The organism is Enterovirga rhinocerotis (assembly GCF_004363955.1).
Lineage (GTDB): Bacteria > Pseudomonadota > Alphaproteobacteria > Rhizobiales > Beijerinckiaceae > Enterovirga > Enterovirga rhinocerotis.
In genome coordinates, this window is the sequence record NZ_SNZR01000011.1 from 1,297,072 (window position 1) to 1,322,935 (window position 25,864).

General features: G+C 67.8%; 24 protein-coding genes. 15 read left to right on the top strand and 9 right to left on the bottom strand.

Annotated features, from left to right (window positions below; translation table 11 throughout):
* Positions 1-32 precede the first annotated feature (32 nt).
* The 8 genes from EV668_RS06730 to cnbZ form a co-directional block, all read right to left on the bottom strand.
* A complete protein-coding gene (locus EV668_RS06730) occupies positions 33-1,073 on the bottom strand; it encodes a branched-chain amino acid ABC transporter permease (protein ID WP_133769023.1) in 1,041 nt (346 codons plus the stop codon).
* 3 nt (positions 1,074-1,076) lie between these two features.
* Positions 1,077-1,955 carry a branched-chain amino acid ABC transporter permease gene (locus EV668_RS06735; protein ID WP_133769024.1) on the bottom strand — a complete coding sequence of 293 codons (879 nt, stop codon included), beginning with the start codon at positions 1,953-1,955 and terminating at the stop codon, positions 1,077-1,079.
* A complete protein-coding gene (locus EV668_RS06740) occupies positions 1,955-2,779 on the bottom strand; it encodes an ABC transporter ATP-binding protein (protein WP_133769025.1) in 825 nt (274 codons plus the stop codon). The genes EV668_RS06735 and EV668_RS06740 overlap by 1 nt, the downstream gene beginning before the upstream one ends.
* Before the next feature lie 280 nt (positions 2,780-3,059).
* Entirely contained in the window at positions 3,060-4,862 is a 1,803-nt protein-coding gene (locus EV668_RS06745; protein WP_133769026.1) for a sensor domain-containing diguanylate cyclase, read from the bottom strand.
* 279 nt (positions 4,863-5,141) lie between these two features.
* Positions 5,142-7,928, bottom strand: a complete 2,787-nt coding sequence (locus tag EV668_RS06750; protein ID WP_133769027.1) for a bifunctional aconitate hydratase 2/2-methylisocitrate dehydratase — start codon at positions 7,926-7,928, stop codon at positions 5,142-5,144.
* Between the two features lie 148 nt (positions 7,929-8,076).
* A complete protein-coding gene (locus EV668_RS06755; RefSeq protein WP_133769028.1) occupies positions 8,077-8,715 on the bottom strand; it encodes a hypothetical protein in 639 nt (212 codons plus the stop codon).
* A gap of 502 nt (positions 8,716-9,217) precedes the next feature.
* On the bottom strand, positions 9,218-10,060 hold the full coding sequence (locus EV668_RS06760) for a Bug family tripartite tricarboxylate transporter substrate binding protein (RefSeq protein ID WP_166652366.1): 843 nt from the start codon (positions 10,058-10,060) through the stop codon (positions 9,218-9,220).
* A gap of 243 nt (positions 10,061-10,303) precedes the next feature.
* Entirely contained in the window at positions 10,304-11,065 is a 762-nt protein-coding gene (gene cnbZ / locus EV668_RS06765; RefSeq protein WP_133769030.1) for a 2-amino-5-chloromuconate deaminase CnbZ, read from the bottom strand.
* Positions 11,066-11,208: 143 nt separating this feature from the next.
* On the opposite strand from cnbZ, the gene EV668_RS06770 reads away from it, so the two are divergent.
* The 10 genes from EV668_RS06770 (at position 11,209) to EV668_RS06815 (ending at position 21,535) form a co-directional block, all read left to right on the top strand.
* Positions 11,209-12,126, top strand: a complete 918-nt coding sequence (locus tag EV668_RS06770) for a LysR family transcriptional regulator (protein ID WP_166652367.1) — start codon at positions 11,209-11,211, stop codon at positions 12,124-12,126.
* A 118-nt stretch (positions 12,127-12,244) separates the two neighbouring features.
* Positions 12,245-13,543 carry a serine hydroxymethyltransferase gene (glyA, locus tag EV668_RS06775; protein ID WP_133769032.1) on the top strand — a complete coding sequence of 433 codons (1,299 nt, stop codon included), beginning with the start codon at positions 12,245-12,247 and terminating at the stop codon, positions 13,541-13,543.
* Positions 13,544-13,588: 45 nt separating this feature from the next.
* The gene (nrdR, locus tag EV668_RS06780) at positions 13,589-14,047 is read left to right on the top strand and encodes a transcriptional regulator NrdR (protein ID WP_133769033.1); all 459 of its coding nucleotides are present in this window, start codon (positions 13,589-13,591) and stop codon (positions 14,045-14,047) included.
* 35 nt (positions 14,048-14,082) lie between these two features.
* Positions 14,083-15,180 carry a bifunctional diaminohydroxyphosphoribosylaminopyrimidine deaminase/5-amino-6-(5-phosphoribosylamino)uracil reductase RibD gene (gene ribD, locus EV668_RS06785; RefSeq protein ID WP_133770021.1) on the top strand — a complete coding sequence of 366 codons (1,098 nt, stop codon included), beginning with the start codon at positions 14,083-14,085 and terminating at the stop codon, positions 15,178-15,180.
* A complete protein-coding gene (locus EV668_RS06790; RefSeq protein WP_133769034.1) occupies positions 15,162-15,785 on the top strand; it encodes a riboflavin synthase in 624 nt (207 codons plus the stop codon). Before ribD ends, EV668_RS06790 begins: the two co-directional genes overlap by 19 nt.
* Before the next feature lie 212 nt (positions 15,786-15,997).
* A complete protein-coding gene (gene ribH / locus EV668_RS06795) occupies positions 15,998-16,498 on the top strand; it encodes a 6,7-dimethyl-8-ribityllumazine synthase (RefSeq protein ID WP_133770023.1) in 501 nt (166 codons plus the stop codon).
* Entirely contained in the window at positions 16,491-16,985 is a 495-nt protein-coding gene (nusB, locus tag EV668_RS06800) for a transcription antitermination factor NusB (protein ID WP_133769035.1), read from the top strand. Before ribH ends, nusB begins: the two co-directional genes overlap by 8 nt.
* A 5-nt stretch (positions 16,986-16,990) precedes the next feature.
* Entirely contained in the window at positions 16,991-17,980 is a 990-nt protein-coding gene (gene thiL, locus EV668_RS06805) for a thiamine-phosphate kinase (RefSeq protein WP_133769036.1), read from the top strand.
* A 7-nt stretch (positions 17,981-17,987) separates the two neighbouring features.
* Positions 17,988-19,211: an MFS transporter gene (locus EV668_RS06810; protein ID WP_133769037.1), complete on the top strand. Its 1,224-nt coding sequence runs from the start codon at positions 17,988-17,990 to the stop codon at positions 19,209-19,211.
* 167 nt (positions 19,212-19,378) lie between these two features.
* Positions 19,379-21,535: a sodium-translocating pyrophosphatase gene (locus tag EV668_RS06815; RefSeq protein ID WP_133769038.1), complete on the top strand. Its 2,157-nt coding sequence runs from the start codon at positions 19,379-19,381 to the stop codon at positions 21,533-21,535.
* Positions 21,536-21,679: 144 nt separating this feature from the next.
* On the opposite strand, the gene EV668_RS06820 is transcribed toward EV668_RS06815, so the two are convergent.
* A complete protein-coding gene (locus EV668_RS06820) occupies positions 21,680-22,123 on the bottom strand; it encodes an outer membrane protein assembly factor BamE (protein WP_133769039.1) in 444 nt (147 codons plus the stop codon).
* 147 nt (positions 22,124-22,270) lie between these two features.
* Here EV668_RS06820 and EV668_RS06825 point away from each other — a divergent pair, with 147 nt between their 5' ends.
* From EV668_RS06825 to EV668_RS06845, 5 genes are all read left to right on the top strand, one after another.
* Positions 22,271-22,768: a ubiquinol-cytochrome C chaperone family protein gene (locus EV668_RS06825; RefSeq protein ID WP_245512900.1), complete on the top strand. Its 498-nt coding sequence runs from the start codon at positions 22,271-22,273 to the stop codon at positions 22,766-22,768.
* Positions 22,765-23,298, top strand: a complete 534-nt coding sequence (locus EV668_RS06830) for a YceD family protein (protein ID WP_133769041.1) — start codon at positions 22,765-22,767, stop codon at positions 23,296-23,298. The genes EV668_RS06825 and EV668_RS06830 overlap by 4 nt, the downstream gene beginning before the upstream one ends.
* 75 nt (positions 23,299-23,373) lie before the next feature.
* Entirely contained in the window at positions 23,374-24,408 is a 1,035-nt protein-coding gene (gene plsX / locus EV668_RS06835) for a phosphate acyltransferase PlsX (RefSeq protein WP_133769042.1), read from the top strand.
* A gap of 8 nt (positions 24,409-24,416) precedes the next feature.
* Positions 24,417-25,412 (top strand): beta-ketoacyl-ACP synthase III, encoded by a 996-nt coding sequence (locus tag EV668_RS06840; protein WP_245512902.1) that lies wholly within the window; start codon positions 24,417-24,419, stop codon positions 25,410-25,412.
* Between the two features lie 122 nt (positions 25,413-25,534).
* Positions 25,535-25,849 carry an integration host factor subunit alpha gene (locus EV668_RS06845; protein ID WP_133769043.1) on the top strand — a complete coding sequence of 105 codons (315 nt, stop codon included), beginning with the start codon at positions 25,535-25,537 and terminating at the stop codon, positions 25,847-25,849.
* Positions 25,850-25,864: the final 15 nt, after the last annotated feature.

Below are 25,864 nucleotides of genomic sequence, written 5' to 3' on the forward strand. Positions count from 1 at the left end.
CGCGGGGCCTTGAAGACCGTGCTCGCCATCCGTCAGGTCCGGAACGGCCACAGATGGAAGAAGCGCCGGATCCGCACCCAGATCTCGACGAGCCCGCGCGGCTCGAAGATCAGGAAGCCGACGATCAGGGCTCCGAAGACGATGGTGCGCACCGGCGCGAGCGCCGAGAGGGCGTCCGGATAGATCGGCGTCAGCCAGTTCGCCCCGAATTTGAGGAGTTCCGGCACGAGCGTCATGAACACGGCGCCGAGGATGCCGCCGAGGATCGTGCCCATGCCGCCGACGATGATGGCGGCGAGGTAGAAGATGGAATTGTCGAGCGGGAAGCTCTCGGGCGTGACGACGCGGAAGAAATAGGCCCAGAGCCCGCCGGCAAGGCCGGCATAGAAGGACGAGATGGCAAAGCTCGTGAGCTTCGTGCGCAGCAGCGGGATGCCGAGCACCTCCGCCGAGATGTCGCGGTCGCGGACGGCGATGAAGGCGCGGCCGATCCGGGTGCGGAGGAGGTTCGCGGCGCCGAGCACCATCAGCATCGTGACCGGCATGATGAGCCAGTAGAGGCTGAAGGGCTGGTCGATCGCGATGCCGAAGAGGCGGGCGGGCGGCATCGAGAGGCCCCGTGCCTCGCCCGTCAGCGTCCAGTGCGAGAACAGGAAATGCAGGATCACGGAGGCGGCGATCGTCGCGATGGCGAGGTAGAGCCCCTTCACCCGCAGGCTCGGGATGCCGACGAGGATGCCGATCGCTGCGGCGAGCCCCGCGCCGATCAGGAGGTTCAGGGCGAAGGGCGTGCCGAGCCTGATCTCGAGCACGGCGACCGTGTAGGCGCCGACGCTCATGAAGGCCGCCTGGCCGAGGCTCACGAGGCCGGTATAGCCCGTGAGGAGGTTGAGACCCGTCGCGCTCGCGACGTTGATGGCGCAGAGGCAGGCGAGGAACAGCCAGTAGGGGCTCGCGACGAAGGGGAAGACGACCGCCGCGACGAGGAGGGCGACGAGGAGCCCGCGCTGGAGCGCGGTATCGAAGAGCGCCTCGTCGGCGGCATAGCTCGTCTTGAGCGTCCCGATCCGCATGGGTCAGAGCCTCTCGATCTCGTGCGTGCCGAAGAGCCCGTAGGGCCGCACCATCAGGAGGAGGAGCAGGAGCGTGAAGGTCACGACCAGCTTGTACTCCCCGCCGAGGAAGGCGCCGGCGAGCGCCTCGACGAGGCCGATGAGGAGGCCGCCCACCAGCGCCCCGGCGATGGAATCGAGCCCGCCGATGATGACGACCACGAGGACCGAGAGGCCGAACACGCCCATGGTCGGCGAGATGCCGCCGATGGCGCCGACGAGGACGCCGGCTCCGGCGGCCGTGGCGCAGGCGAGGATCCAGGCCGCTGAGAAGACGCGCGGCACGTCGATGCCGACCGAATAGGCCGCGCCCTGGTCCCCGGCCGTCGCCTTCAGCGCGACGCCACTCCGCGAGAAGCGGAACAGCGCGAGGAAGGCCGCGATGACGACAGCGGCGGCGACGAAGCCGACCGCGACCTTCGGCGCGAGATAGGCATCGCCGATGAAGACGGGCGTCGCGGGCATGAATTCGGGCAGGCGGAGGGGATCGGCGCCCCAGCCGAGCTGCACGAGCCCGACGAGGATCGAGCCGAGCCCGATCGTGACCATGAACACCGAGATCGGGCTCTCGCCGAGCATCGGGCGGATGAGGCTCCGCTCGACCAGCCAGCCGAGCAGCCCTCCCGTGACGACGGCGAGGACGAGGGCGGCGATGGCCGGAAGGCCGAGCCCCGCCGCGAAGCCGAGGAAGGCATAGCCGCCGAGCATCAGGATCTCGCCGATGGCGAGGTTCACCACCCGCGTCGCCTTGTAGATCAGGACGAAGGCCACGCCCGTCAGGGCGTAGAGCGCGCCCGATCCGATCCCGGCGAGCATCACCTCGGCCAGGAAGAGGGCGTCCATCAGGCGGCATCCGCGCGGATGCGCCGGGCGATCTCGCCGACGTCGCCCGCGCCGAGATAGGCCGCGATCACGGCCTCGTCCGACTGCACGGCCCGGGGCTCGCCCGAGGCGATGACCTGGCCGAAATTCAGCACGACGACATGGTCCGAGATGTCCATCACCATGCCCATGTCGTGCTCGACCATCAGGATCGTCGTGCCCCATTCCTCCTTCACGTCGAGGATGAAGCGGGCCATGTCCTCCGTCTCCTCGCGGTTCATCCCCGCGACGGGCTCGTCGAGCATGAGAATGCGCGGCCGCATCGCGAGGGCGCGCGCGAGTTCGACCCGCTTCTGGAGCCCGTAGGCGAGCGTGCCGACCGCCGCGTGCCGGATGTGCTGGATCTCGAGGAAGTCGATGATGCGCTCCTCGACCTCCGCCCGCAGCTCCATCTCCTCGCGCCGGGCGCGGCCCCAATAGACGAGCGCGTCGAGGAGGTTGGTCCGCATATGGGCGTGGCGGCCGAGCTTGATGTTGTCGAGCACCGTCATGCCGCGGAACAGGGCGATGTTCTGGAAGGTGCGCGCGAGGCCGCGGGCGGCGCGTTCCGGGGCGGCGACACCGTCGAGGGTCTCGCCCGCGAAGCGAATGGTGCCGGCCTGCGGGCGGTAGAAGCCCGAGATGGTGTTGAAGAGGGAGGTCTTGCCGGCGCCGTTCGGCCCGATCACGGCCGTGATCGATCCCTCGGGAACCGAGAACGAGACCTGGGAGAGCGCCTTGACGCCACCGAAGCGCAGCTCGACACGCTCGACCTCGAGGATCGGATCGCGGCCGGCGAGCCGCATCTCAGCGCCTCCCGACGAGCTGCTGGCGCTTCGCCGGGAACGTCTCCCGTTGCCGGCCGGGCCGGGTCGGGAGATCGTTCGCAAGCGAAGCCGGCATCGCGGCTTCGGCCAAAGCGTCATCCTCCGTCGGACGACCGTTGATCGGCCGTCTCAACCCGCCATTCGCAAGGTTACTTCAAAGTAGACGTGGTTCTCCGCCCGAAGGCAAGGGACCGTCTTCTTCGACCAAAGGCTAAGCTCGGCCGGAATGGCGGGGACGATTGCCCCGGCCGGCCTGCCCTCACGCGCCGGAGAACAGCGTGCGGTTCCGGCCGCCCGCCTTCGCTTCGTAGAGCGCCCGGTCGGCGGCCGACATCAGATCCTCGAGCGGGGCCGCGCCGAGGGGCGCGCAGGTCGCGCCGATGCTGAGGGTGATGGGGATGCGTCGGCCGTCCTCCAGCGCGACGGGGTGTTCCTCGACCGTCCGGCGGATACGTTCGGCGATCCGCGATGCTTGTGCCCGCGCGCAATGCGGCAGGAAGACCGCGAATTCCTCGCCTCCGAGGCGGCCGATGAAATCCTGGTTCCTGACGGCCTTGCCGATCCGCCCCGCGATCGCCGCCAGGACCTTGTCGCCGACCGGATGTCCGTAGCCGTCGTTGATCGACTTGAAGTGATCGATGTCGAGCATCAGGAGGCCGAAGCTTCCCTTCGTCCGAGCGCCCGGCGCCAGGCTCCGGTTCGCCCGTTCCAGGAAGGCGCGCCGGGTCAGCGCTCCCGTCAGCTGGTCCTCGGTCGCGATCCGCTCGAACTCCTGCGCCAGCGCCTCGCGCTCCTCCGCGAGGAGGTAGGCGTCGTGGACGTCGGTGCTCGTGCCGAACCAGCGCGTGATCGTTCCGTCTTCATCGCGGATGGGGAGCGCCATGACGCGCAGCCAGCGATATTCCCCCGAGGAATGGCGGAAGCGATAGTCGATGTCGTAGGACTCGCCGGTTTCGAGCGCATTGGACCAGACTGCGGACACCACCTCCCAGTGGTCCGGATCGACGAGCTCCTTCCAGGTCTCCTCGACGATGTCCGCGGGCTCGATGCCGGTGAACTCGCTCCAGCGCGCCGAGAAATAATCGTGCCGGCCTTCGGCGTCGCAGCTCCAGACGATCTGCGGGAGGGCCTCGGTCAGCGTCTGGAACTGGAACCGGCTTTCGGCGAGGGCCGAGGCGGTCTCCATCTGGCCCGTCACCTCGACCACGACGCCGAGGAGGCGGCCGACAGTCCCGTCCTCGGCAAGGACCGGCTTGGCGGACGTGATGACCCAGCGAAGTTCGCCGCTGTCGTCGAGAAGCCGGTACCGGCTGCGATAGGGCACGCCCGACGCGATGGCCTCGGCGAGGGCCGCCCTGACCCGTCCCTGGTCGTCGGGATGGATGGCGCCGAGGAACCGGCCGACATCGACCCCCTCCGCGCAGGCCTCGACCGGCAGGCCGTACATGCGTGCGACCTGGGCATCCGCCGTGCTGGTCCGGGTGGGGACGTCGAGCGTCCAGATGCCGACCATGCCCGAGCCCTCGAGTGCGAGCTGGAGGCGCTGCTCGGATTCGGACAATTCGCGGATGCGACCGACGAGCGTGGTGACGTTGCTCGCCGTGCCGAGGACCGCCGCAACCCCGCCGTCTCGGTCGCAGACCGGCGTGAAGTCGAGGTTGAACCAATGCGTGCGCTCCTGCCCCCGCCTCGCGAGCCTGATCGGCCGCTTCTGGAAGCTGAGCGACGTGCCGCGCCGCGCCTGTTCCAGGACGGCGGCGTAGAAGGGCGCGATATCCGGCAGCAGGTCGAGGACCGAGCGGCCGTTCACCGGTCCGGCATTCTCGGCGAACAGGTTCTGGGCGGCCTCGTTCGCGAACAGGACGCCGCGCGGCCCCATCATCAAGGCCATCGGGGCGGAGGAGCACGAGACCAGCCGCGCCACGACGGCGATGGCCTGGTCCCAATCGTCGAAATCCGGCAGCCCGGACGAGCGCCAATCCACACTCGCCTGCCGCCCGAGCCAAAGCTCGCCGGCCCGGATCGTCGACGTTGAATCAGGCGCGGCGTCGAACTCGCTCATGATCCGCCTTTCGGTGGCCGAGCCGAGACCCCGCCACGTCCCCTACGCCCCGGAGACTCCTTCCGACGACCTACGGCGCGCGCAGAACCTGACACGGCACGCCGGCGAGGCGGCAGCATGGCTGCCACGCCGGCAAAGCGTGTTCCCGAAAGCGTTAAAACTTAGCTCCGCCGATCCGGGGCACAGCCGCCACGCGGAGCGCCGCGGTGCCGCATCGCCGACCGAGCTGCCACCGGCGCCCATCGGCCGTGCGGTCGCCTCCGCCGCGAAGGGGCGTCCTCAGTAGTGGAGGGACATGCCGAGCTGGGCCGATTTCGGCGGGGCGAACTTCGTCAGGTCGATCCCGTCGACGGCGGCCCGGTATTCCTCGACGCTCGGCGTGCGCCCGAGGATCGCGGAGAGCACGACGACGGGGGTCGAGGCCAGCAGCGACTCGCCCTTCTTCTCGGCGGTGTCCTCGACGACGCGTCCCTGGAACAGGCGGGTCGAGGTCGCGAGGACGGTGTCGCCCTTCTCGGCCTTCTCCTGGTTGCCCATGCACAGGTTGCAGCCGGGCCGCTCGAGATAGAGGATGTTCTCGTATTCGGTCCGCGCCGCGCTCTTCGGCTTCAGGTCGTCGAACTCGAAGCCCGAATAGCGCTGGAGGATCTCCCAGTCGCCCTCGGCCTTGAGCTCGTCGATGATGTTGTAGGTCGGCGCGGCGACCACCAGCGGCGCCTTGAACTCGACCTTGCCCTCGGTCTTCTCGATGTTCTTGAGCATCTGGGCGACGATCTTCATGTCGCCCTTGTGCACCATGCAGGAGCCGACGAAGCCGAGATCGACCTTCTTCTCGCCGCGGTAGTAGGAGACCGGGCGGATCGTGTCGTGGGTGTAGCGCTTCGAGACGTCCGCGTTGTTGACGTCGGGATCGGCGATCATCGGCTCGTCGATCACGTCGAGATCGACCTCGACCTCGGCGAAGTACTTCGCGTTGGCGTCGGGCGCGAGCGCGGGCTTCTCGCCCGAGCGGATCTCGGCGATGCGCTGGTCGGCCTTGGCGATCAGGCCGCGCAGCGTGCCGGCGGCATTCTCCATGCCCTTGTCGATCATGATCTGGATGCGCGACTTCGCGATCTCGAGCGACGAGATCAGCGTGTCGTCCTGCGAGATGCAGATCGACGCCTTGGCCTTCATCTCGGCCGTCCAGTCGGTGAAGGTGAAGGCCTGGTCGGCGAGCAGGGTGCCGAGATGCACCTCGATGATGCGGCCCTGGAAGACGTTGTCGCCGCATTGCTTGAGCATCTGCGCCTGCGTGGCGTGCACGACGTCGCGGAAGTCCATGTAGGGCTTCATCGCGCCCTTGAACGTCACCTTGACCGATTGCGGGATCGGCATCGTCGCCTCGCCCGTCGCCAGCGCCAGGGCTACCGTGCCGGAATCCGCGCCGAAGGCGACGCCCTTCGACATGCGGGTGTGGCTGTCGCCGCCGATGATGATGGCCCAATCGTCCACGGTGATGTCGTTCAGCACCTTGTGGATGACGTCCGTCATCGCGTGATAGACGCCCTTCGGGTCGCGCGCCGTGATCAGGCCGAACGTGTTCATGAAGCTCATCAGCTTCGGGATGTTCGCCTGGGCCTTCTTGTCCCAGACCGAGGCCGTGTGGCAGCCCGACTGGTAGGCGCCGTCGACCAGCGGCGAGATGACGGTCGCCGCCATCGCCTCGAGCTCCTGCGCGGTCATGAGGCCGGTCGTGTCCTGCGAGCCGACGATATTGACCTTCACGCGGACGTCCGAGCCCGCATGCAGCACCTTGCCGGGCGTCACGCCTACCGCGTTGCGGTTGAAGATCTTCTCGACCGCCGTGAGGCCCTGGCCCTCGATCGCGATCTCCTTGTTCGGCGCGAAGACGGGGGTCGGCTCGACGCCGAGCGTCTGCGCGGCGAAGGTCTGGAGCTTCTTGCCGAAGACGATGGCGTAGGAGGAGCCCGCCTTCATGAACTCCATCTTCTGGGGCGTGAAGGCGGCTGCGATGTCGACCAGCTCCTCGCCGGTCTCGCTGCGGAGCTTCTTCGCCTTGGCGTCGATCCTGAGGACCGTCCCGGTCTCGACCGAGTATTTCTGTTCGAGGACGGCGTTGCCGTCGTTGTTGAGGATCGGCTTGCCGTCCTCGTCGAGCTTCTTCACCCAGTTCTTGAGGTTCAGCCCGATGCCGCCGGTCACGTCGACCGTGGTCGCGAAGATCGGCGAGATGCCGTTCGTGCCCGCGACGATCGGCGCGTAATTGACGAAGGGCACGTAGGGGCTCGCCGGCTTGCCGGTCCAGAGCGCGACGTTGTTGACGCCCGACATGCGCGAGGAGCCGACGCCCATCGTGCCCTTCTCGGCGATCATCATGACGCGCTTGTCGGGATGCTGCTGCTGCAGCGCGACGATCTCCTGCTGGGCCTGCGGCGAGATCATGCACTGGCCGTGCAGCTCGCGGTCCGAGCGCGAATGCGCCTGGTTGCCGGGCGAGAGGAGGTCCGTCGAGATGTCGCCTTCGGCGGCGACGAAGGTCACGACCTTGATCTCGTCCTCGACGTCGGGAAGCTTGGTGAAGAACTCGGCCTTGGCGTAGCTCTCGAGCACGTCCTTCGCGACCGCGTTGCCGGCCGCGAAGGCGTCGCGCAGCCGGAACATGTCGGCGTCGTAGAGGAAGACCTGCGTCTTGAGGACGTCGCCGGCCTGCGCCGCGAGCGCGGCATCGGCGCCGAGGGCGATGTCGAGCAGCACGCGGACCGAGGGGCCGCCCTTCATGTGCGACAGAAGCTCGAGCGCGAAGGCCGGGGTGATCTCCGGAACGACGCTCTCGCCGAGGACGATCTGCTTCAGGAAGGCCGCCTTGATGCCCGCGGCGCTCGTCGTGCCCGGAAGCGTGTTGTAGATGAAGAACTTGAGGGCGTCGGGCCGGTATTCGCTCCCGGCATCCCGGATCAGCTCGATGATCTCGCCGACGAGCGCGCCGTCGTCGATTGGCTTGGGAGCGAGCCCTTGCGTCTTCCGGCTTTCGATCTCGGTCAGATAGTCCTGGTAGAGGCTCATCACGGTTCCGACGTAAACATGAGGCGGCTCAGACAGATGCGTTGAAGCACCCTCGAGGCCATTGCGGTCGGAGTAGGGCAATGGAAGCCTACATTCAAGCGGCTCCGATGTAGCGCGGAGAGAGGGCCGAGGCACGGCGCGGGCGCGCCTATCCCCCGCTGCCCTTCAGCATCCCGAAAAGGCCGCGGAGCTGCTTCCTTCCGGCCCGCCCAGGCGGCCGCTCCCAGCCTTCCTCCTTGGCCCAGCGGGCCACCGTCACGCGATGCGCGCCGACCCGCGCCCCGATCAGCGAGGTCGGCAGCCGCGTCAGTTCCCAGAGCTGCCGCGCCTCGCGCCGCGCCTCGGGCGCATAGGGCCGCCCGCGCCGGTCGCCCTCCGTCTGGAGCGCGCCGCCACGCCGCGCCGCGGCGAAGCGCGTCGAGCCCGGCCGTTCCGGCGGCCGCGACCAGCCGTGGCGGTGCATCCAGACCGAGACCTGGGCCTGCGAGACGCCGACCTGCCGCGCGATCGCCGCCTGCGGCAGGAGCGTCGTCGTCACGAGCCGGCGCACGGCGCCGACCGCATCCGCCGCGTAGGGCAATCCGCGCCCGCGCCGATACCGCGCGGGCCGCGCGCCCTCCGGCTGACGTCCGGCCTCCGGCCGCTGCCACCGGTGCCGCTTGCGCCACCGGCACAGCGTCGCGGTCGACACCCCCGTCCGCGCCGCGATCTCCTTGAACGTCAACTGCTTGCCGTCCGGCCCCGTCCCCTCCAGCAGCGCCCGTGCCTCGGCCACCACGTCCGGCACGATCGGATGCCCTCCGCCACGCCGCCCTTCGAGCGTCATCCGAGCGGGGAGGGGACGCCGCCACCCGTGCCGCGTCTTGAGTTTCGAGAGGGTGGAGCGGGGAATGCCGACCCGCGCCGCGATCACGCGCAGGGGGAGGGTGGTCTCTTCGACGAGGGTGCGGGCCTGAGCCTCGGCGAAAGGTCGCCTAGGATCCGCGGGATGAACAAGCGAAAGGGATGGCGCATCGTCCGTCATGACGATAGGAATAAATACCGAGACCGCTGAAATCAAGCCCCACGTCGTCATGGCGAGCGCATCGAAGCAGCCCGAAGGCGCACCGAGGCTGGCGCCTTCGGTGCCCGTTCCAGCCGTGCCCGGTCGGTCGACCAGCGTCCGGATCCGGCGAGGTCAGCATCCGCGTCCGTTGCCGGCGCTGCCGCGCGCCGGCCAGTCGTCCGACGTGTCGCCGGAGCCTCCTCGTGGAACCCGCCTGAGGTTCCGGATCGTCATCGCAGGCGCATCACTGCTGCACGGTGATGTCGGCTTCCTTGATGATGGTCGCATACGTCGCGATGTAGCGATCGATCACCTTCTCGAATTCCGCCCCCGGCCTGGCGAGGATGGTGTAGCCGAGATCCCCAAGAAGCTTGCGCACGTCGGGGCGCGCGAGAGCGTCGAGCCAAGCCTTTTCGAGCGTGTCCCGCACGGGCTGCGGCACGTCTCTCCGGACGACGATCCCGAACCAGCTATCCGAGAGCACCTCGGGGACGCCGACTTCCGCGAAGGTCTGCACATTGGGCAGTTCCGGCGCCCGTTGAGCAGCGGAGACGGCGATCGCGTTCAGCCGCTTCTCGGCGACGAACTGGATGATGTCCGGCAGGTTGCTGAGCGCGAAATCGATCCGCCCGGACGTCAGATCGAGCAGCAGCTGGGAGGTGCCGTTATAGGGTGCGTGAACGGCCGCCCCGCCGACCAGCCGGACGAGATGCTCGCTTCCAAGGTGAGGCGAGGTTCCGATGCCCGGGCTGCCAAAGGTCATCTGGCGCCCCTTGTCCTTCAGCCGCTGGACGAACTCCTCCCAGGTCTTCGGACCGTCGGGCGGCGTGACCAGGACGTGGGGCACGATGGCGATCTGGACCAGCGGCGCAAAGGCGCGTGGCCATGTGCCGGTCCGTCCGGGCCGCAGCGTGACGTTGGCCGCGAAGCTGTTGGCGATCATGAACATCGTCTGGCCGTCGGCCGGCGACTTCAGGACCTCGTTACCGGCGATCACCGTCGCGGCGCCGGCGATGTTCTCGACGATCAAGGGTTGGCCGAGGGAACTCTCCAGGCTCGCCTGAACCGCCCGCGCGATCGGGTCCATGGACGTTCCGGCGGCGAAGGGGATGATCTGCCTGACGGGTCTGCTCGGCTTCCAGCCCGGTTGTGCGAGCACAGCCGTGGGGGCTGCCAAAGCCCCAAGGAGCAGACTCCGTCGATCTAGCATCCTACCGATCCTTCAATGCTGTTTGCTGGACATTGTCGAGCGTGTTCGCAACTCATCCACCTCCGCCGGGCAGGCATTGCCCTGCGGGCAACGCTGCTCCGTCGAGGCTTGGTCTCTGGTTCAGGCGGCGGGATCGATCACGATCTCCCGCGCGAGACCCCTCATATCCATCTCGTAGTCGAGCACGGCGAGGGGCGGGCGAGCGAACTCCCACGTCACGTCGGCCGGGCCGGTGACGAGGTCCGCCAGAACGTCCGACAGGAGCGGATGGATATCGTGGACGGTGTAGACGTGGGCGCCCGTGACATCGCCCCATCCGTGGCCGAGGGCCGAGAGACGGCGGTGCATCTCGCCCATCACCCACTCCGCCTTCTCCCGCATTCCCGAGGGAGAGACGTCGCCCGGCCGAACCGCGCCCGCGGCATAGCCGGCGCCGCCCTCGGGGGCCTCACCGCTTCCCGCGACGACGAAGCCCGGACGCGTGGCCGTGTCCGGCACGGTGTATGTGAACGCGTGGAGCGAGACGCCCTCGGGCTTGCCGATCTCGGGGCAGACATTGGTTCGAGCGACCGGGTTCGTCTCGTCCTGGAAGACGCCCCATTTCTGAAGCTGCGCCGCATAGACGCGATTGAAGGCCTCGAAACCGGCCTCCGTGAAGGCTTCCGGAGAGCGCAACTCGCAGGCACAGAAGGCGGTGGCCTCCCGGCCTTGCGCCGCGAGATGGCGTTCGATCACCCCGAAGCCCTGTTCGAGCGCGACCGGGCGAAGCAGTCGGGCTCTCTCGAGCCGGAAACCCGGTTCGGCCGCGACACCTCCGGAGTACTGGAAAACCGCCGGGATGAAGCGGAAGCTGCGATCCTGGCTCACGCGTGTCGAATACATCTGCCCTCGCTGAGGAAGCCCTAAGCTGAACGTCTGTCGACACCGTAAGCGGGTCGATCCGGCACGAGCCATATCTTCGGACACAAAGGATCGTTGCCAAATCGGCAACGGAATGTGACTTGCTTGTCGTCCGGATGGCCTCGATGTCCTTGACGCGCTATCGATACTTCGCTGCCGTGGCCGATCTCGGGTCGATCCGGGAAGCCGCCGACGCTCTGCGCGTCGCGCCCTCCGTCGTCAGTCGGCAGATCGCTGCCTTGGAGGTTGAGTACGGAGCCGAGCTGTTCGAGCGTCAGGCGCGCGGGATGAGGATCACGCCGTCCGGCGGCGCCGTTCTCGAGGCGGCACGGGCGATCCTGGCCTCGGTTCAGGGCGCCCAGCTTGCCATCGAGGACTTGAACGGCATCCGGCGCGGCCATGTGAGGGCCTGGGCCGTCGAGGGGATGATCGATGATTTCCTCTACCCGGCTCTGGCGGAGTTCTCGGCCGCCTACCCGGAAGTGACCCTCGAAGTGATGATCGCGAGCTCCGATCAACTCGTGCAGCGCCTGCTGGACGACGAGGCGGACGTGGCGGTCGCGTTCAATCCGCCGGATCACCGCAATCTCGTATCGATGGCGGAGATCGCCGATCCGATCGTCGTCGCGGCCCATCCGGAGGATCGTTTCGCCGGGCGGCTATCGGCCAGTCTCGCCGAGCTCTCTCAGGCTCGGTTCGCGCTTCCGGATCGGATGTTCGGCATCCGTCATCTGATCGACGATGTCGCCGACGAAAGCGGCATCAAGCTCCGCCCGGCATTCGTCACGAATTCGATCGCGTCCCTGCGGGCCTTCGCGCGCGCCGGGCTCGGCATCAGCGTCCTGACGAAGTTCGCAACCCAGCAGGACGTCGCCGACGGCCGGCTCGTCGCCATCCCGATGGCCGAAAGACAGTTGCGGATGGCGTGCAACAAGGTCTGCGTGCGCGGCAATCGACGCCTGCCCCCGGCGGTGCGAGCCCTGGCGACGCATCTGGCTCGAACGGCTCGCTCCCTTCCGCGACCCGCGAAACGGCGACGCTAGAGCCGATCCCGACGCCCTACCCACCGCTCCACCCCCATGCTAAAGCGCCGCGCATTCGCAGATCGCCGGTCGTCGTGAAGCAGCTCCGCTGTTGCGTGGCCGGTTCGATGGGGTCGTCATGAGCGCCGCCGAAAGCTATCGCCTGTCCAATTCCTTCTTCGCCGCCTCGCTGGCGGAGGCCGATCCCGAGATCGCCGCGTCGATCGAGGCCGAGCTCGGTCGCCAGCGCGACGAGATCGAGCTGATCGCGTCCGAGAACATCGTCTCCCGCGCCGTGCTCGAGGCGCAGGGCTCGGTGATGACCAACAAATATGCCGAGGGCTATCCGGGCCGGCGCTATTACGGCGGCTGCCAGTTCGTCGACATCGCCGAGAGCCTCGCCATCGAGCGCGCCTGCCGCCTGTTCGATTGCGGCTTCGCGAACGTCCAGCCGAATTCGGGCTCCCAGGCCAACCAGGCCGTGTTCATGGCCCTCATGCAGCCGGGCGACACCTTCATGGGGCTCGACCTCGCCTGCGGCGGGCACCTGACGCACGGCGCCCGCGCCAACATGTCGGGCAAGTGGTTCAACGTCGTCTCCTACATGGTCGACCGCGAGACGGGTCTCGTCGACATGGACGAGGTCGAGCGCCTCGCGAAGGAGCACAAGCCGAAGGTGATCGTCGCCGGCGGCTCGGCCTATTCACGGCACTGGGATTTCGAGCGCTTCCGGGCGATCTGCGACGAGGTCGGCGCCTATTTCATGGTCGACATCGCCCATTTCGCGGGCCTCGTGGCCGGCGGGGCGCATCCCTCGCCGTTCCCGCACGCCCATGTCGCCACGACGACGACGCACAAGACGCTGCGCGGGCCGCGCGGCGGCATGATCCTCACGAACGACGAGGCGCTCGCGAAGAAGTTCAACTCGGCCGTCTTCCCGGGGCTGCAGGGCGGGCCGCTCATGCACGTCATCGCCGCGAAGGCCGTGTCCTTCGGCGAGGCCCTGCGGCCGGATTTCAAGCTCTACGCCCAGGCCGTGGTCGAGAACGCGAAGGCGCTCGCCGAGACGCTGCGCGCCGGCGGCCTCGCCATCGTGGCGGGCGGCACCGACAACCACCTCATGCTCGTCGACCTCCGCCCGAAGGGCCTGACAGGCAAAGCCGCCGAAGCAACTCTAGGTTGTGCGCACCTCACCTGCAATAAGAACGGAATCCCCTATGATCCTGAAAAGCCCATGGTAACGTCGGGTATCAGGCTGGGGACGCCGGCCGCAACCTCACGTGGGTTCGGCGTCGCGGAATTCAAGGCGGTCGGCGAACTGATCGTCGAGGTGCTCGACGGACTGAAGGCGAACGGGGAGGGCGGCAACGGCGCCGTCGAGGCCGCGGTCGCGCAGAAGGTCGGCGAGATGACGCGGCGCTTTCCCATCTATCGGTGACAGGCGGCGGGCGAGCGTCCCGCCGCATGCGACACGGACCCGGCCATGCGCTGCCCCTTCTGCGGCAACCCTGACACCCAAGTGCGTGAGACGAGAACCTCCGAGGACGGCGTGGCCGTCCGCCGGCGGCGCTCATGCCCGGATTGCAGCGGGCGGTTCACCACCTTCGAGCGGGTCCAGCTGCGCGAACTGACCGTCGTCAAGCGATCCGGCCGCAAGGTGCTGTTCGACCGCGACAAGCTCGGCCGCTCGATCGAGGTGGCGCTGAGGAAGCGCGCGGTCGAACCCGAGCGGGTCGAGCGGCTCATCAACGGCCTCGTCCGACAGCTCGAAAGCTCCGGCGAGGCCGAGATCGCGAGCGAGACCATCGGCGACCTGGTCATGGAGGCCCTGAAGGGGCTCGACCACGTCGCCTATGTGCGCTTCGCGAGCGTCTACAAGGACTTCCGGACCCCGCGCGATTTCGCGGAGCTTCTCCATTCGCTCGTGGAGCCCGGGACGTGAGCCGGGACGAGGTCAGCCCAGCCGACCGGCGGCTCATGGGGCTCGCGATCGCCCTCGGTCGCCGCAACAACGGGCGCACCTGGCCGAATCCATCCGTCGGCGCGGTCCTGGTCGATCCGGCGACGAACCGCATCCTCGCCGAGGCCGCGACGCAGCCGGGCGGGCGCCCCCACGCCGAGGCCGTCGCCATCGGTCAGGCAGGGGACCTCGCGCGAGGCGCGACCCTGTACGTCTCGCTGGAGCCCTGCGCCCATCACGGCCGCACACCGCCCTGTGCCGATGCGATCGTCGCAGCCGGGATCGGCCGGGTCGTGGTCTCGATGGACGATCCCGACCCCCGCGTGGCGGGGCGTGGCCATGCGCGGATCGCGGCGGCCGGAATCGCGCTGACGAGGGGGGTCATGGTGGACGAGGCCCTGCGGGCTCATCGCGGCCACTTCACCCGAATCCGCGAGGGCCGCCCGGCTGTCACGTTGAAACTCGCCCGCACCTCCGACGGCTATGCTGCTCGGCTTCCCGGCGAGGACCGCCTGATGATCTCTGGCGAAGGGGCCGGGCATGCCGTGCATCTGGTGCGCGCCCATGCGGATGCGATCCTCGTCGGCGTCGATACGATCCTGGCCGACGACCCACGACTCGACGTCCGGCTGCCGGGTCTCGCGGATCGGTCGCCGCTTCGGGTCGTGTTCGACACCCAGTTGCGGCTGCCGCTCTCATCCCGTCTCGTCGCGACCGCCGGAACCCTTCGGACATGGGTCGTGTGTGGGGAGGACGCTGATCAAGCGGCGGAGCGTGTTCTCGTCGCGGAAGGGCTCGACGTCATCCGGAGCCCTCTCGATTCGGGGGGGCGGCTCGATCTTCGCGCCGCGATGGCGCTGCTCGGCGCGCGGGGCCTCACGCGGGTCTTCAGTGAGGGCGGACCGACCCTCGCGGACGCGATGGCAAGGGACGGACTGATCGACGACCTCTATATCGGCACCGCGTCCGTTCCCCTCGGGCAGCCCGGCCGCCCGGCGATCGGCCCGAACCTGCGCTCATCGCTCGACCGCGACTTCCGCTTCGTGGAAAGCTGGCGCATCGAGCAGGATCTGGTCGAGCATTTCGAAAGGCGTCCATGTTCACCGGCCTTGTGAGCGATATCGGAACGGTCTCTCTCCTGGAGGGTGAGGAGCGTCTGCGTCGGTTTCGCATCGTGTCCGGGTATGATCCCGCGACCATTGCGCTTGGCGCGTCCATCGCATGCGGCGGACCGTGTCTGACCGTGACGGCGTCCGGCCCCAGCGAAAGCGGGGCATGGTTCGAGGTCGATGTCGGGGCCGAGACGATCGCGCGGACGACGGCGGGCAGGTGGAGTGAAGGCACCCGGCTCAATCTCGAGCGCTCGCTGAAGATGGGTGACGAACTCGGCGGCCACCTCGTGACCGGCCATGTCGACGGCGTCGCCACGATCAGGGCACGCGAAGAGGTGACGGGCAGCGAATGGGGCAGGACGGTTCGGTACCGCCTGGAGGCACCCGCTTCTCTTGCGCGGTTCATCGCCGAGAAGGGATCGGTCGCGCTCGATGGGACCTCGCTGACGGTAAACGAGGTCGCGGGCGCCGAGTTCTCGGTCCTCATCATCCCGCACACCTTGTCCGTGACGACCTGGGCCGAGCGGGATGTGGGCGACGCGGTCAATCTGGAGGTCGATCTGATGGCGCGCTACGCCGCGCGCCTCGCCGAAGCGCCGCGCGGGTGAGGTCCGTTTCGCCCGAAGGGACGTGATCGCTCGGACCGGTCGATGCCGAGCCATGGCTGGCCTGCGTGGCCGCCGCCTTGCGAAGCCCTGCTCCGCTCGGTACTGACCCGCTCTCTCGGAGTTGTTGCGTCGACAAGAACAGGTCGATGCCTCTTCGTGGCAGCAGCACGGCCGCAGGGCCGCAAGATGGGCGTTCGGGCTTAAACCTCACGATGGTCGCAATACTCAAAACAGCGCGCCCGCGGGCGGGACTTCCGACGGGGACGCGCGCACTCATCGTCGAGGCTCGTTACTACGAGGAGATCGCCGATGAGCTGCTCTCGGGCGCCAAGGGGGCGTTGAGCGCGGCCGACGTCCCGTTCGATGTTCTCACCGTCGATGGCGCTCTTGAGATTCCGACCACGATCGCGATGGGCATCGATGCCGCCGAAGCGGCCGGCCGGCCCTACGCGCTCGCTGTCGCGCTCGGCTGCGTGATCCGCGGCGAGACCGGCCATTATGACATCGTTGCGGGCGAAAGCTCCCGGGGCCTGATGGATCTGTCGATCGCCAAGCGCTTCCCGATCGGCAACGGCATCCTCACGGTCGAGAACGAAGCCCAGGCCTGGGCGCGTGCGCGCGTGGCCGATATGAACAAGGGCGGGGGCGCTGCCGAGGCTGCCCTGTCGATCCTGCACGCCGTCCGACTCATCGGGGAGGCGGGCCGTGGCTAAGCCGGCCGAGCGGAGCGCGGCGCGTCTCGCCGCCGTCCAGGCGCTCTACCAGATGGACGTCTCGGGGAAGGGGGTCATGGATGCCATGGCCGAGTTCGAGGCGTTCTGGATCGGCCGTGAGGTCGAAGGCGTCGAGTTCAAGCAAGCGGAGAATTCGTTCTTCCGCGCCCTCCTCGCCGGCGTCGTCGAGCAGCAGCGCGCGATCGACCCGCTCGTAGATCGTGCCCTGTCCGCCGGCTGGCCGCTGACGCGCGTCGAGGCGGTCCTGCGGGCGATCCTCCGCGCGGGAGCCTACGAACTCGCCTTCCTCAAGGATGTGCCGGCCAAGGTCGTCATATCGGAATACGTTGATGTGGCGCACGGGTTCTACGGTGAGGACGAGCCGGGTCTGGTGAACGGCGTTCTCGATGCGATCGCGCGCGAGGTTCGCCCGGGCGAGTTGGGCGATCGGCCGGGTCGTTCGCGGCCGAGCAGAACGCGCGGCTAGCGGCGATGGCGCGCGCGTCCGAGGACGATCTGATCGCGCGCCATTTCGCGCCGCTCGCCGGGAAGGGCGGGCTGGGTCTTCGCGACGACGCTGCCGAATACGCGCCGACACCCGGTCACGACCTCGTCCTGACCGCGGATGCTCTGGTCGCCGGTGTTCACTTCCTGCCGGACGACCCGCCCCGGAGCATCGGCGTCAAGGCGCTCGGCGTGAATCTGTCCGATCTCGCCGCCAAGGGAGCGACGCCGGTCGGCTTTCTCCTCGCGCTCGCCCTGCCGGATAGCTGGACGGAAGAGTGGCTGGCGGCCTTCTGCGAGGGGCTCGGAGCGATCTCGTCATCCGCGGGCTGTGCGCTCCTCGGGGGGGATACGGTCCGTGCGGCGGGGCCGCTGACGCTGTCGATCACGGCGCTCGGGGAGGTTCCCGCCGGTCGGATGGTGAGAAGGACGACGGCCCGTCCCGGCGATCTCATCTGCGTGACCGGGAGCATCGGCGACGCGGTGCTGGGGCTCGCCCTTCTCGGAAGCGAGCAGCCTGTATGGCGGAGCGGCCTCGCGACACGCGATGCCGGGTTCCTCATCGATCGTTATCGCGAGCCGCAGCCGCGCGGCGGCCTGGCTGAAGCACTCCGCGATCTCGCAAACGCAGCGATGGACGTGTCGGACGGCCTTGCGGGCGATGTCTCGAAGATGCTTCGGGCCAGCGGCGTCGGGGGCGTGATCGATCTCGATCGCGTGCCTTGGTCGGGAGCCGCGGCGGCCGTCCTCGCACAGGCGCCGGAATTCCGCGACCGCCTCGTTGCCGGCGGCGACGATTACGAGATTCTCTTCACGCTGCCCGAGACGGGACTCCCGGCGATGCGGCAGCGCTCGGCTGAGGCCGGTATTCCGATCACGGTGATCGGGCGCGTGATGGACGGTGATAGCGCGATCACGTTTCGGGACGGCGGCCTCGAGCATCGACTCGGCCAGACGTCCTACCAGCACTTCCGGTAGGTTCGAGATGGCCACGACCACGCCTCCGTCCGCGACAGGAGGACCTTCGAGCTGGCGTCATCAGGCCGCCGTCCTCGCGGTGGCCCAGGCGCTCGGTGGGGCGAATCCCTCGATCGTCGTCGCGCTCGGCGGCCTGGTGGGCGCGCGCCTCGCGCCCGATCAGACCTATGCGACCCTTCCCGTCAGCATGCTCCAGTTCGGGATCGCTCTGGGGACGCTGCCCGCGGCATATCTGATGAACCGTCTCGGGCGCCGGGGCGGATACCTGATCGGCGGTGCCGTCGGGGTGCTCGCGGGTGCAGTGGCTGCGACCGGGATCTCGGTCGGTTCGTTCCTAATCTTCTGCCTCGGCACGCTCATGGCCGGCCTCTATTCGTCCTATGTGCAGAGCTACCGGTTCGCGGCTGCCGACGATGCCTCCCCGGCCGATCGGCCCCGCGCCATCTCGTGGGTGATGACGGGAGGCATCCTGGCCGGAATCATCGGGCCGCAAACAGTCATCTGGACAAGCGACCTCATCCCCGAAGCCCCTTTCGCCGGCGGATTTCTCGGCCAGGCGGCCCTGGCGCTCATCTCGATCCTCGTGATCTCGCAGCTTCGCTCCCGCCGGCCTGCACCGGTGCAAGCGACCGCCACGCGGCGGGGCCGCCCTCTGATGCAGATCGTGCGGCAGCGTCGTTTCGTGCTGTCGGTCATCGCCGGGCTCGTGAGCTACGGTCTGATGAGCTTCGTGATGACCGCCGCCCCTCTGGCGATGGTGATGGAATGCGGGCTGTCTGTGAGTTCGGCGACGCTCGGCATCCAGTGGCACATCCTGGCGATGTTCGGGCCGAGCCTCCTGACCGGCAGGCTGATCGCCCGTTTCGGCAAGGTGCAGATCACCGTCGTCGGGCTGCTCCTGATCGCTGCCTCCGCGGTGGTCGGTTTGATGGGCCGTGACGTGGCGCATTTCTGGGCTGCGCTCATCCTCGTCGGCCTGGGCTGGAATCTCGGCTTCATCGGCGCGACGTCGCTCGTGACCGATTGCTACGAGCCGGAGGAGCGCGCCAAGGTCCAGGCCGCAAACGACTTTCTCGTCTTCGGCACGGTCGCCATCGCGTCCTTCGCCTCAGGCACCCTGCAGATGACCGGGGGCTGGGCGATGGTGAACTGGCTGGTTTTCCCGTTCGTCGCCGTCGCACTCGTGGCCCTGATGCTGCCCGACCGGTCCGGACGCCTTCGTCCTAGCTGAGCATAGCTGCGCGAACGCGCGACGGCGCAATTGCGAAACGAGCAAAAGTTTGGCAGGTTTTCCGGACATCCCGCGAGCACCGTGAAACGGGCCGCGACCGTGTGTGGCAATGCACACGGCCCGAGGTTCGACGCGTCCACGCTCATCCCGCCAGCCAAGGGTATGTGATGACCGCACTCCTCCTCATTATTTTCGGGGGCGCTCTGTCGATCGCCTACGGTCTTTGGGCCATCAACGACGTCATGAAGCGCGACGCCGGGACGGCCCGGATGCGCGAGATCGCAAGTGCGGTGGCGGAAGGGGCGCAGGCCTATCTGAAGCGCCAGTACCTGACGATCGGCGTGGTCGGGGTGGTGCTGTTCGCCCTGTTATGGTGGCTCCTCGGCATGCTCGTGGCACTCGGCTTCGCCGTCGGTGCCATCCTCTCGGGCGTCGCCGGCTTCATCGGCATGAACGTGTCGGTGAGGGCGAACGTGCGGACGGCCCAGGCCGCTGCCAAGTCGCTCGCCGATGGTCTCGACGTCGCCTTCAAATCGGGCGCCGTGACCGGGATGCTCGTCGCAGGCCTCGCCCTCCTCGGTGTGACGATCTACTACGCGGTCCTGACCCGTGGCCTCGGCCACGCGCCGTCGAGCCGGGTCGTCATCGACTCGCTCGTGGCTCTCGGTTTCGGCGCCTCGCTGATCTCGATCTTCGCCCGCCTCGGCGGCGGCATCTTCACGAAGGGCGCCGATGTCGGCGCGGACCTCGTGGGCAAGGTCGAAGCCGGCATCCCCGAGGATGATCCGCGCAACCCCGCGACCATCGCCGACAATGTGGGCGACAATGTCGGCGACTGCGCCGGCATGGCCGCCGACCTCTTCGAGACCTACGCGGTGACGATCGTCGCGACGATGGTGCTCGCGGCGATCTTCTTCGCCGGCTCGCCCTGGCTCGAGACGATGATGATCTATCCGCTCGCCATCGGCGCGGCCTGTATCGTCACCTCGATCATCGGCACCTTCGCCGTGAAGCTCGGCCAGAACGGCTCGATCATGGGCGCCCTCTACAAGGGCTTCATCGCTGCGGGCGTGCTGTCCATCGCCGCGATCGCCATCGTGAACCTCCTCGTGTTCGGCGGGTTCAGTCAGAGCTTCACGACCGTCCAGGGCGTGACCTTCACCTCGGGCCAGCTCTTCGGCTGCGCCCTCGCGGGCCTCGCGGTGACCGCCCTCATCGTGGTCATCACCGAGTACTACACAGGCACGGGCAAGCGGCCCGTGGTGTCGATCGCCCAGGCTTCCGTGACGGGCCACGGAACCAACGTCATCCAGGGCCTCGCGGTCTCCTTGGAATCGACGGCGCTGCCGACGATCGTGATCGTCGCCGGCATCATCGTCTCCTACGGCCTCGCCGGCCTGTTCGGCATCGCCATCGCGACGACCGCCATGCTCGCGCTCGCCGGCGTCGTCGTTGCACTCGACGCCTTCGGACCCGTCACCGACAACGCGGGCGGGATCGCGGAAATGGCCGGCATGCCTGCGGACGTGCGCAAGTCGACCGACGCGCTGGACGCGGTCGGCAACACCACGAAGGCGGTGACGAAGGGTTACGCGATCGGCTCGGCCGGTCTCGGCGCGCTCGTCCTGTTCGCGGCCTATACCTCGGACCTGAACTTCTTCATCGCCGAGGCCAACAAGGCCGGATCGACCTCCTTCCAGTACTTCAAGGGTGTGACGGTCGATTTCTCGCTCTCGAACCCCTACGTCGTCGTCGGCCTTCTCCTGGGCGGCCTCATCCCCTTCCTGTTCGGCGGCATGAGCATGACCGCGGTCGGGAAGGCGGCGGGCTCGGTCGTCGAGGAGGTCCGCCGGCAGTTCCGCGAGAAGCCGGGCATCATGGAGGGCACCGATCGTCCCGATTACGGGCGTGCCGTCGACATGCTGACGCGGTCCGCGATCAAGCAGATGGTGATCCCCTCGCTCCTGCCCGTCCTCGCGCCGGTCGTGATCTTCTTCGTGATCAACGCCATCGCCGGCCGGAACCAGGCCTTCGCGGCGGTGGGCGCGATGCTGCTGGGCGTCATCGTCACGGGCATCTTCGTCGCGATCTCGATGACCTCGGGCGGCGGCGCCTGGGACAACGCCAAGAAGTCCTTCGAGGACGGCTTCGTCGACAAGGACGGCGTGCGGCATCTGAAGGGCTCGGAAGCCCACAAGGCGTCCGTCACGGGCGATACCGTCGGCGATCCCTATAAGGACACGGCTGGTCCGGCGGTGAACCCCGCCATCAAGATCACGAACATCATCGCCTTGCTGCTCCTGGCCATCCTGGCCCACAGCTGAGGCGGTCGGCGCCGAAACCAAAAAAGCCCGCCGGGTCCGACCCGGCGGGCTTTTTCGTTGGTGACGGCGGCGGCGTTGCCGCCCCACCCGAGCCGCGGGCGGCCCGACCGGCCTATTCGGCAATCGGGCCGCAATCCGCGAAAGTCAGTTCCACTTTCCGAGGCCTCGGAAGAGCTGAGCGACGAAGTTCGCCTCCTGGCCGCCCGATTCGGTCTTGCGCGAGATGAAGTCGAACACGACGCCGTCCTGCAGGCCGTAGAGAGCGACGCGCTCTACGCGCATGCCCTGATTGAAATACACCGCCATGACGCGCTGGTCGGTGACGCTCTCGCCCATGAATTGCAGCCGACGGGTTGCGGTCTGGCTGATGTAGTACCAGCTCCTGTTGCCGACCGTGGACACCGTGGAGGGAGTGCCGAGAATCCGCAGGACGTCCTCGGCGCTCGTTCCAGGCTTGACCTGGGCGACGGCGCGCTCGTCGATGACGTAGCCTCTGTGGAGATCCTCGCCGATCATGCACCCGCTGACGGATAGGCCGATGAGCGCCGCAGCGGCCAGTCGGGCGAACGAAGGGAAGCCTTGCGACATCGAGATCCTCTTGAAGTCGGCCTAGAGCCTTGTTCGGACGAGCGAGGTGCCGTAGCGGCGCCTTATGGCTTTGACAAGGCGGCCGGCCTCGGTCGCCGGAGGGCATTGCGGATGTTGAGTTTCCTGCGGCGGTCATCCCGGGAGAGGGTGGTCGATCGCTTTCATGCCGCCGTGGTCGACGCGTCGCGCGATCCGCGGCTCTTCGGCGATGGCGGCTTTCCGGACACCATCGAAGGCCGGTTCGAATCGTTGGTGCTGCACGTGATGCTGGTCCTGCGGCGGCTGCGGAACCTCCCCGCGCCGGCCGGCGACATGGCCCAGGACCTCGTCGATACGGTGTTCGCCCATCTCGAGATCGCCCTTCGCGAATCGGGCGTCGGAGACATGGGCGTCCCGAAGCGGATGAAGAAGCTCGGCCGCGCCTTCTACGATCGGACGGCAAAGTACGAGGCTGCGCTCGAGGCCCGCGATCCGGCGTCGTTGGCCGCCGAACTGGCGAAGCGCCTCGGCGGCGAGGCGGCGACGTATGCCGGGCTCGCGGAATATTGCCTCGCGTCGGAGACCACGCTCGCGAGCCGCGATCTCGATGGGCTGCTGAAGAGCGTCGACTTTTCCGTTCCGTCCTTGTCCGGGGGTATGTCGTGACCGACAACGCGTTCGGGCCGCTGTCGCGGCCCTTCCCGCTCCATCGCGTCACGCCGGGTGGGGTCGAGGCGCCCGTCGAGGCGACGGCGGCGGAGAATCAGGCGCTGGCCGTCGACCTCGATCTTCCGGCCATTCACCGGCTCGAGGCCCGCTATCGGCTCACGGGGCGTTCCGATCGCGTTGAGGTGACGGGTCGCCTGCGGGCGTCGATCGAGCAGATCTGCGTCGTGACGCTCGAACCGTTTCCCGTGGAGATCGACGAAGAGGTCGAGATCGCTTTCGCGACGCCGGACCCGCGCCGGAAGCGCGAGGATGCGGCCGAGGTCGAATTGTCGGCCGACGAGGACCTTCCCGACGAACTCGTCGGAGAGCATATCGATCTGGGGCGAATCACGGCCGAATTCCTGGCACTGGGGCTCGATCCCTATCCACGTCGGCCGGGAGCGGCTTTCGACACGCCGGACGAGCCCGTCGCCGAGGGTCCCTTCTCGCGCTTGGCCGAGCTTCGCCCGAAGCAGGATGACCGTTGAGAGCCATTCCATTAAAGAGGCTCGCGTGAAGGATCCGGCTCCTTCGGCTCACCAGAACAGGGTTCCGTTTTCCGCATGACCAATCAGGTCCGCATCTCGCTCGACGCCATGGGCGGCGATGCCGGTCCGAGTGTCACAGTCCCCGGTGCGGCGCTTGCACTCGAACGGCATCCCGGGTTGCGCTTCCTGATGGTCGGCAACGAGTCGGTTCTGAAACCGCTCGTGGCGCAGCATCCGGCGCTCGCAGCGGCCACGGACATCCGCCACGCCGAGCTCACCGTCGCGATGGACGAGAAGCCCAGCCAGGCCCTGCGGAGCGGCCGTTGGAAGTCCTCGATGTGGATGGCGATCCAGGCCGTCCGCGACGGCGAGGCCGATGCCTGCGTCTCGGCCGGCAACACGGGCGCGCTGATGGCGATGTCCAAGGTTTGCCTCAAGACGATGACGGGGATCGAGCGGCCAGCCATCGCCGCGATCTGGCCGACGACGCGCGGGGAATCCGTGGTGCTCGACGTCGGCGCGACGATCGGGGCGGACGCCGCCCACCTCGTCGACATGGCGGTGATGGGCGCCGCGATGGCCAGGATCGTCTTCGATCTCGACAAGGCGTCGGTCGGGCTTCTCAACGTCGGCACCGAGGAGGTGAAGGGCGTCGAGATCGTGCGGGAGGCCAGCCGGATCCTGCGCGAGCAGGAGATTCCCGGCCTCGCCTATCACGGCTTCGTCGAGGGCGACGATCTCGGTCGCGGGACGGTCGACGTGGTCGTGACGGAGGGATTCACGGGCAATATCGCCCTCAAGACGGCCGAGGGGACCGCCAGGCAGATCGCCGAGTATCTGCGCGCTGCGATGAACCGGACGCTGATGGCGAAGATCGGCTACCTGTTCGCGCGCCAAGCCTTCAACGCTCTTCGCGACAAGCTCGATCCGCGCAAGGTCAATGGCGGGGTGTTCCTCGGCCTCGAAGGCATCGTCGTGAAAAGCCATGGCGGAACCGATGCCATCGGCTTTGCGAGCGCCGTGGACATGGCGCGGGACATGGCTCAGCACCATCTGATGCAGACGATCCGGGATATGCTCGACGAGACCTCGGTCGTAGTGAATTCGTGAGACCGACCTTGTCAGACCAGGCACACAAGACACGACGCTCCATCGTACGCGGCTGCGGCTCCTATCTGCCCGAACGGATCGTGGCGAACCGGGACCTCGAGGAGATCGTCGAGACGTCCGATCCCTGGATCGTCCAACGCACCGGCATCCGCGAGCGGCGGATCGCCGGCCCTGAGGAGACGACCTCGTTCCTTGGCCTCAAGGCTGCGCAGGCGGCGCTCGCCGATGCGGGGCTCGAGGGCAACGACATCGACCTGATCGTCTGCGCGACCTCGACTCCGGACTTCACCTTCCCCGCGACCGCGACCCAGATCCAGATGGGGATCGGCATGGAGCACGGCGCGGCGTTCGATATCCAGGCCGTCTGCACGGGCTTCGTGTACGGCGTCTCGACGGCCGACAAGTTCCTCCAATCGGGGTCGCACAAGCGTGCCCTAGTCATCGGAGCCGAGACCTTTTCGCGGATCATCGACTGGACCGACCGGGGAACCTGCGTCCTGTTCGGCGACGGTGCCGGCGCGATCGTACTCGAGGCTTCGGACGACGAGGAGCCCGGCCCACGGGGAAGGGGTGTCCTCACGACGAAGCTCCGGTCGGATGGCCGCCATCGCGAGAAGCTGTATGTCGATGGCGGGCCGGGCTCGACGAAGACCACGGGGCACCTGCGCATGCAGGGTCAGGACGTCTTCAAATTCGCGGTCAGCAAGGTGATCGACGTCGTCACCGATGCCTTCGAGGAGGCGGGTGTCGGACCCGACGATCTCGACTGGTTCGTTCCGCATCAGGCGAACCGGCGGATCATCGAGGCCTCCGCCGACAAGCTCGGCATCGCGCGCGAGAAGGTCGTGATCACGGTCGACCGGCACGGCAACACGTCGGCCGCCTCCATCCCGCTCGCGCTTGACGCCGCCAAGCGCGACGGCCGGCTCAAGGAAGGCGATCTCGTCATGCTGGAAGCCATCGGCGGTGGCTTCACCTGGGGCAGCGCGCTCGTCCGCTGGTAGTGGGCGAGGAGCAATCCGACTGAGGTCGCAATCGGTTAGGGTTGACCACCCGGAAGCGACCGAATAGCTCTCCAGGCTTCGCGGGCGTACGATCGCTATCCGATCGAAAAGGGGGGCCGGGCATGGCGGGGCGCACGGTCACGCGGGCCGATTTGAGCGAAGCCGTTTATCAGAAGCTGGGGCTTTCGAGGACGGAATCGGCCGCTCTTGTCGAACGTGTGCTGGACGAGATCTGCGATGGGCTGGCACGCGGCGAATCCGTCAAGCTGTCCTCGTTCGGATCGTTCGTCGTTCGGAACAAGGGTCAGCGCATCGGCCGAAACCCCAAGACGGGTGTTGAGGTGCCGATCGAGCCGCGGCGCGTGCTCGTGTTCAAGCCGTCGAACGTCCTGAAAGCGCGGATCAACGGCGATTCCGAGCCCGATTCCGACAATTGAGGGCGCTTGCGCTTC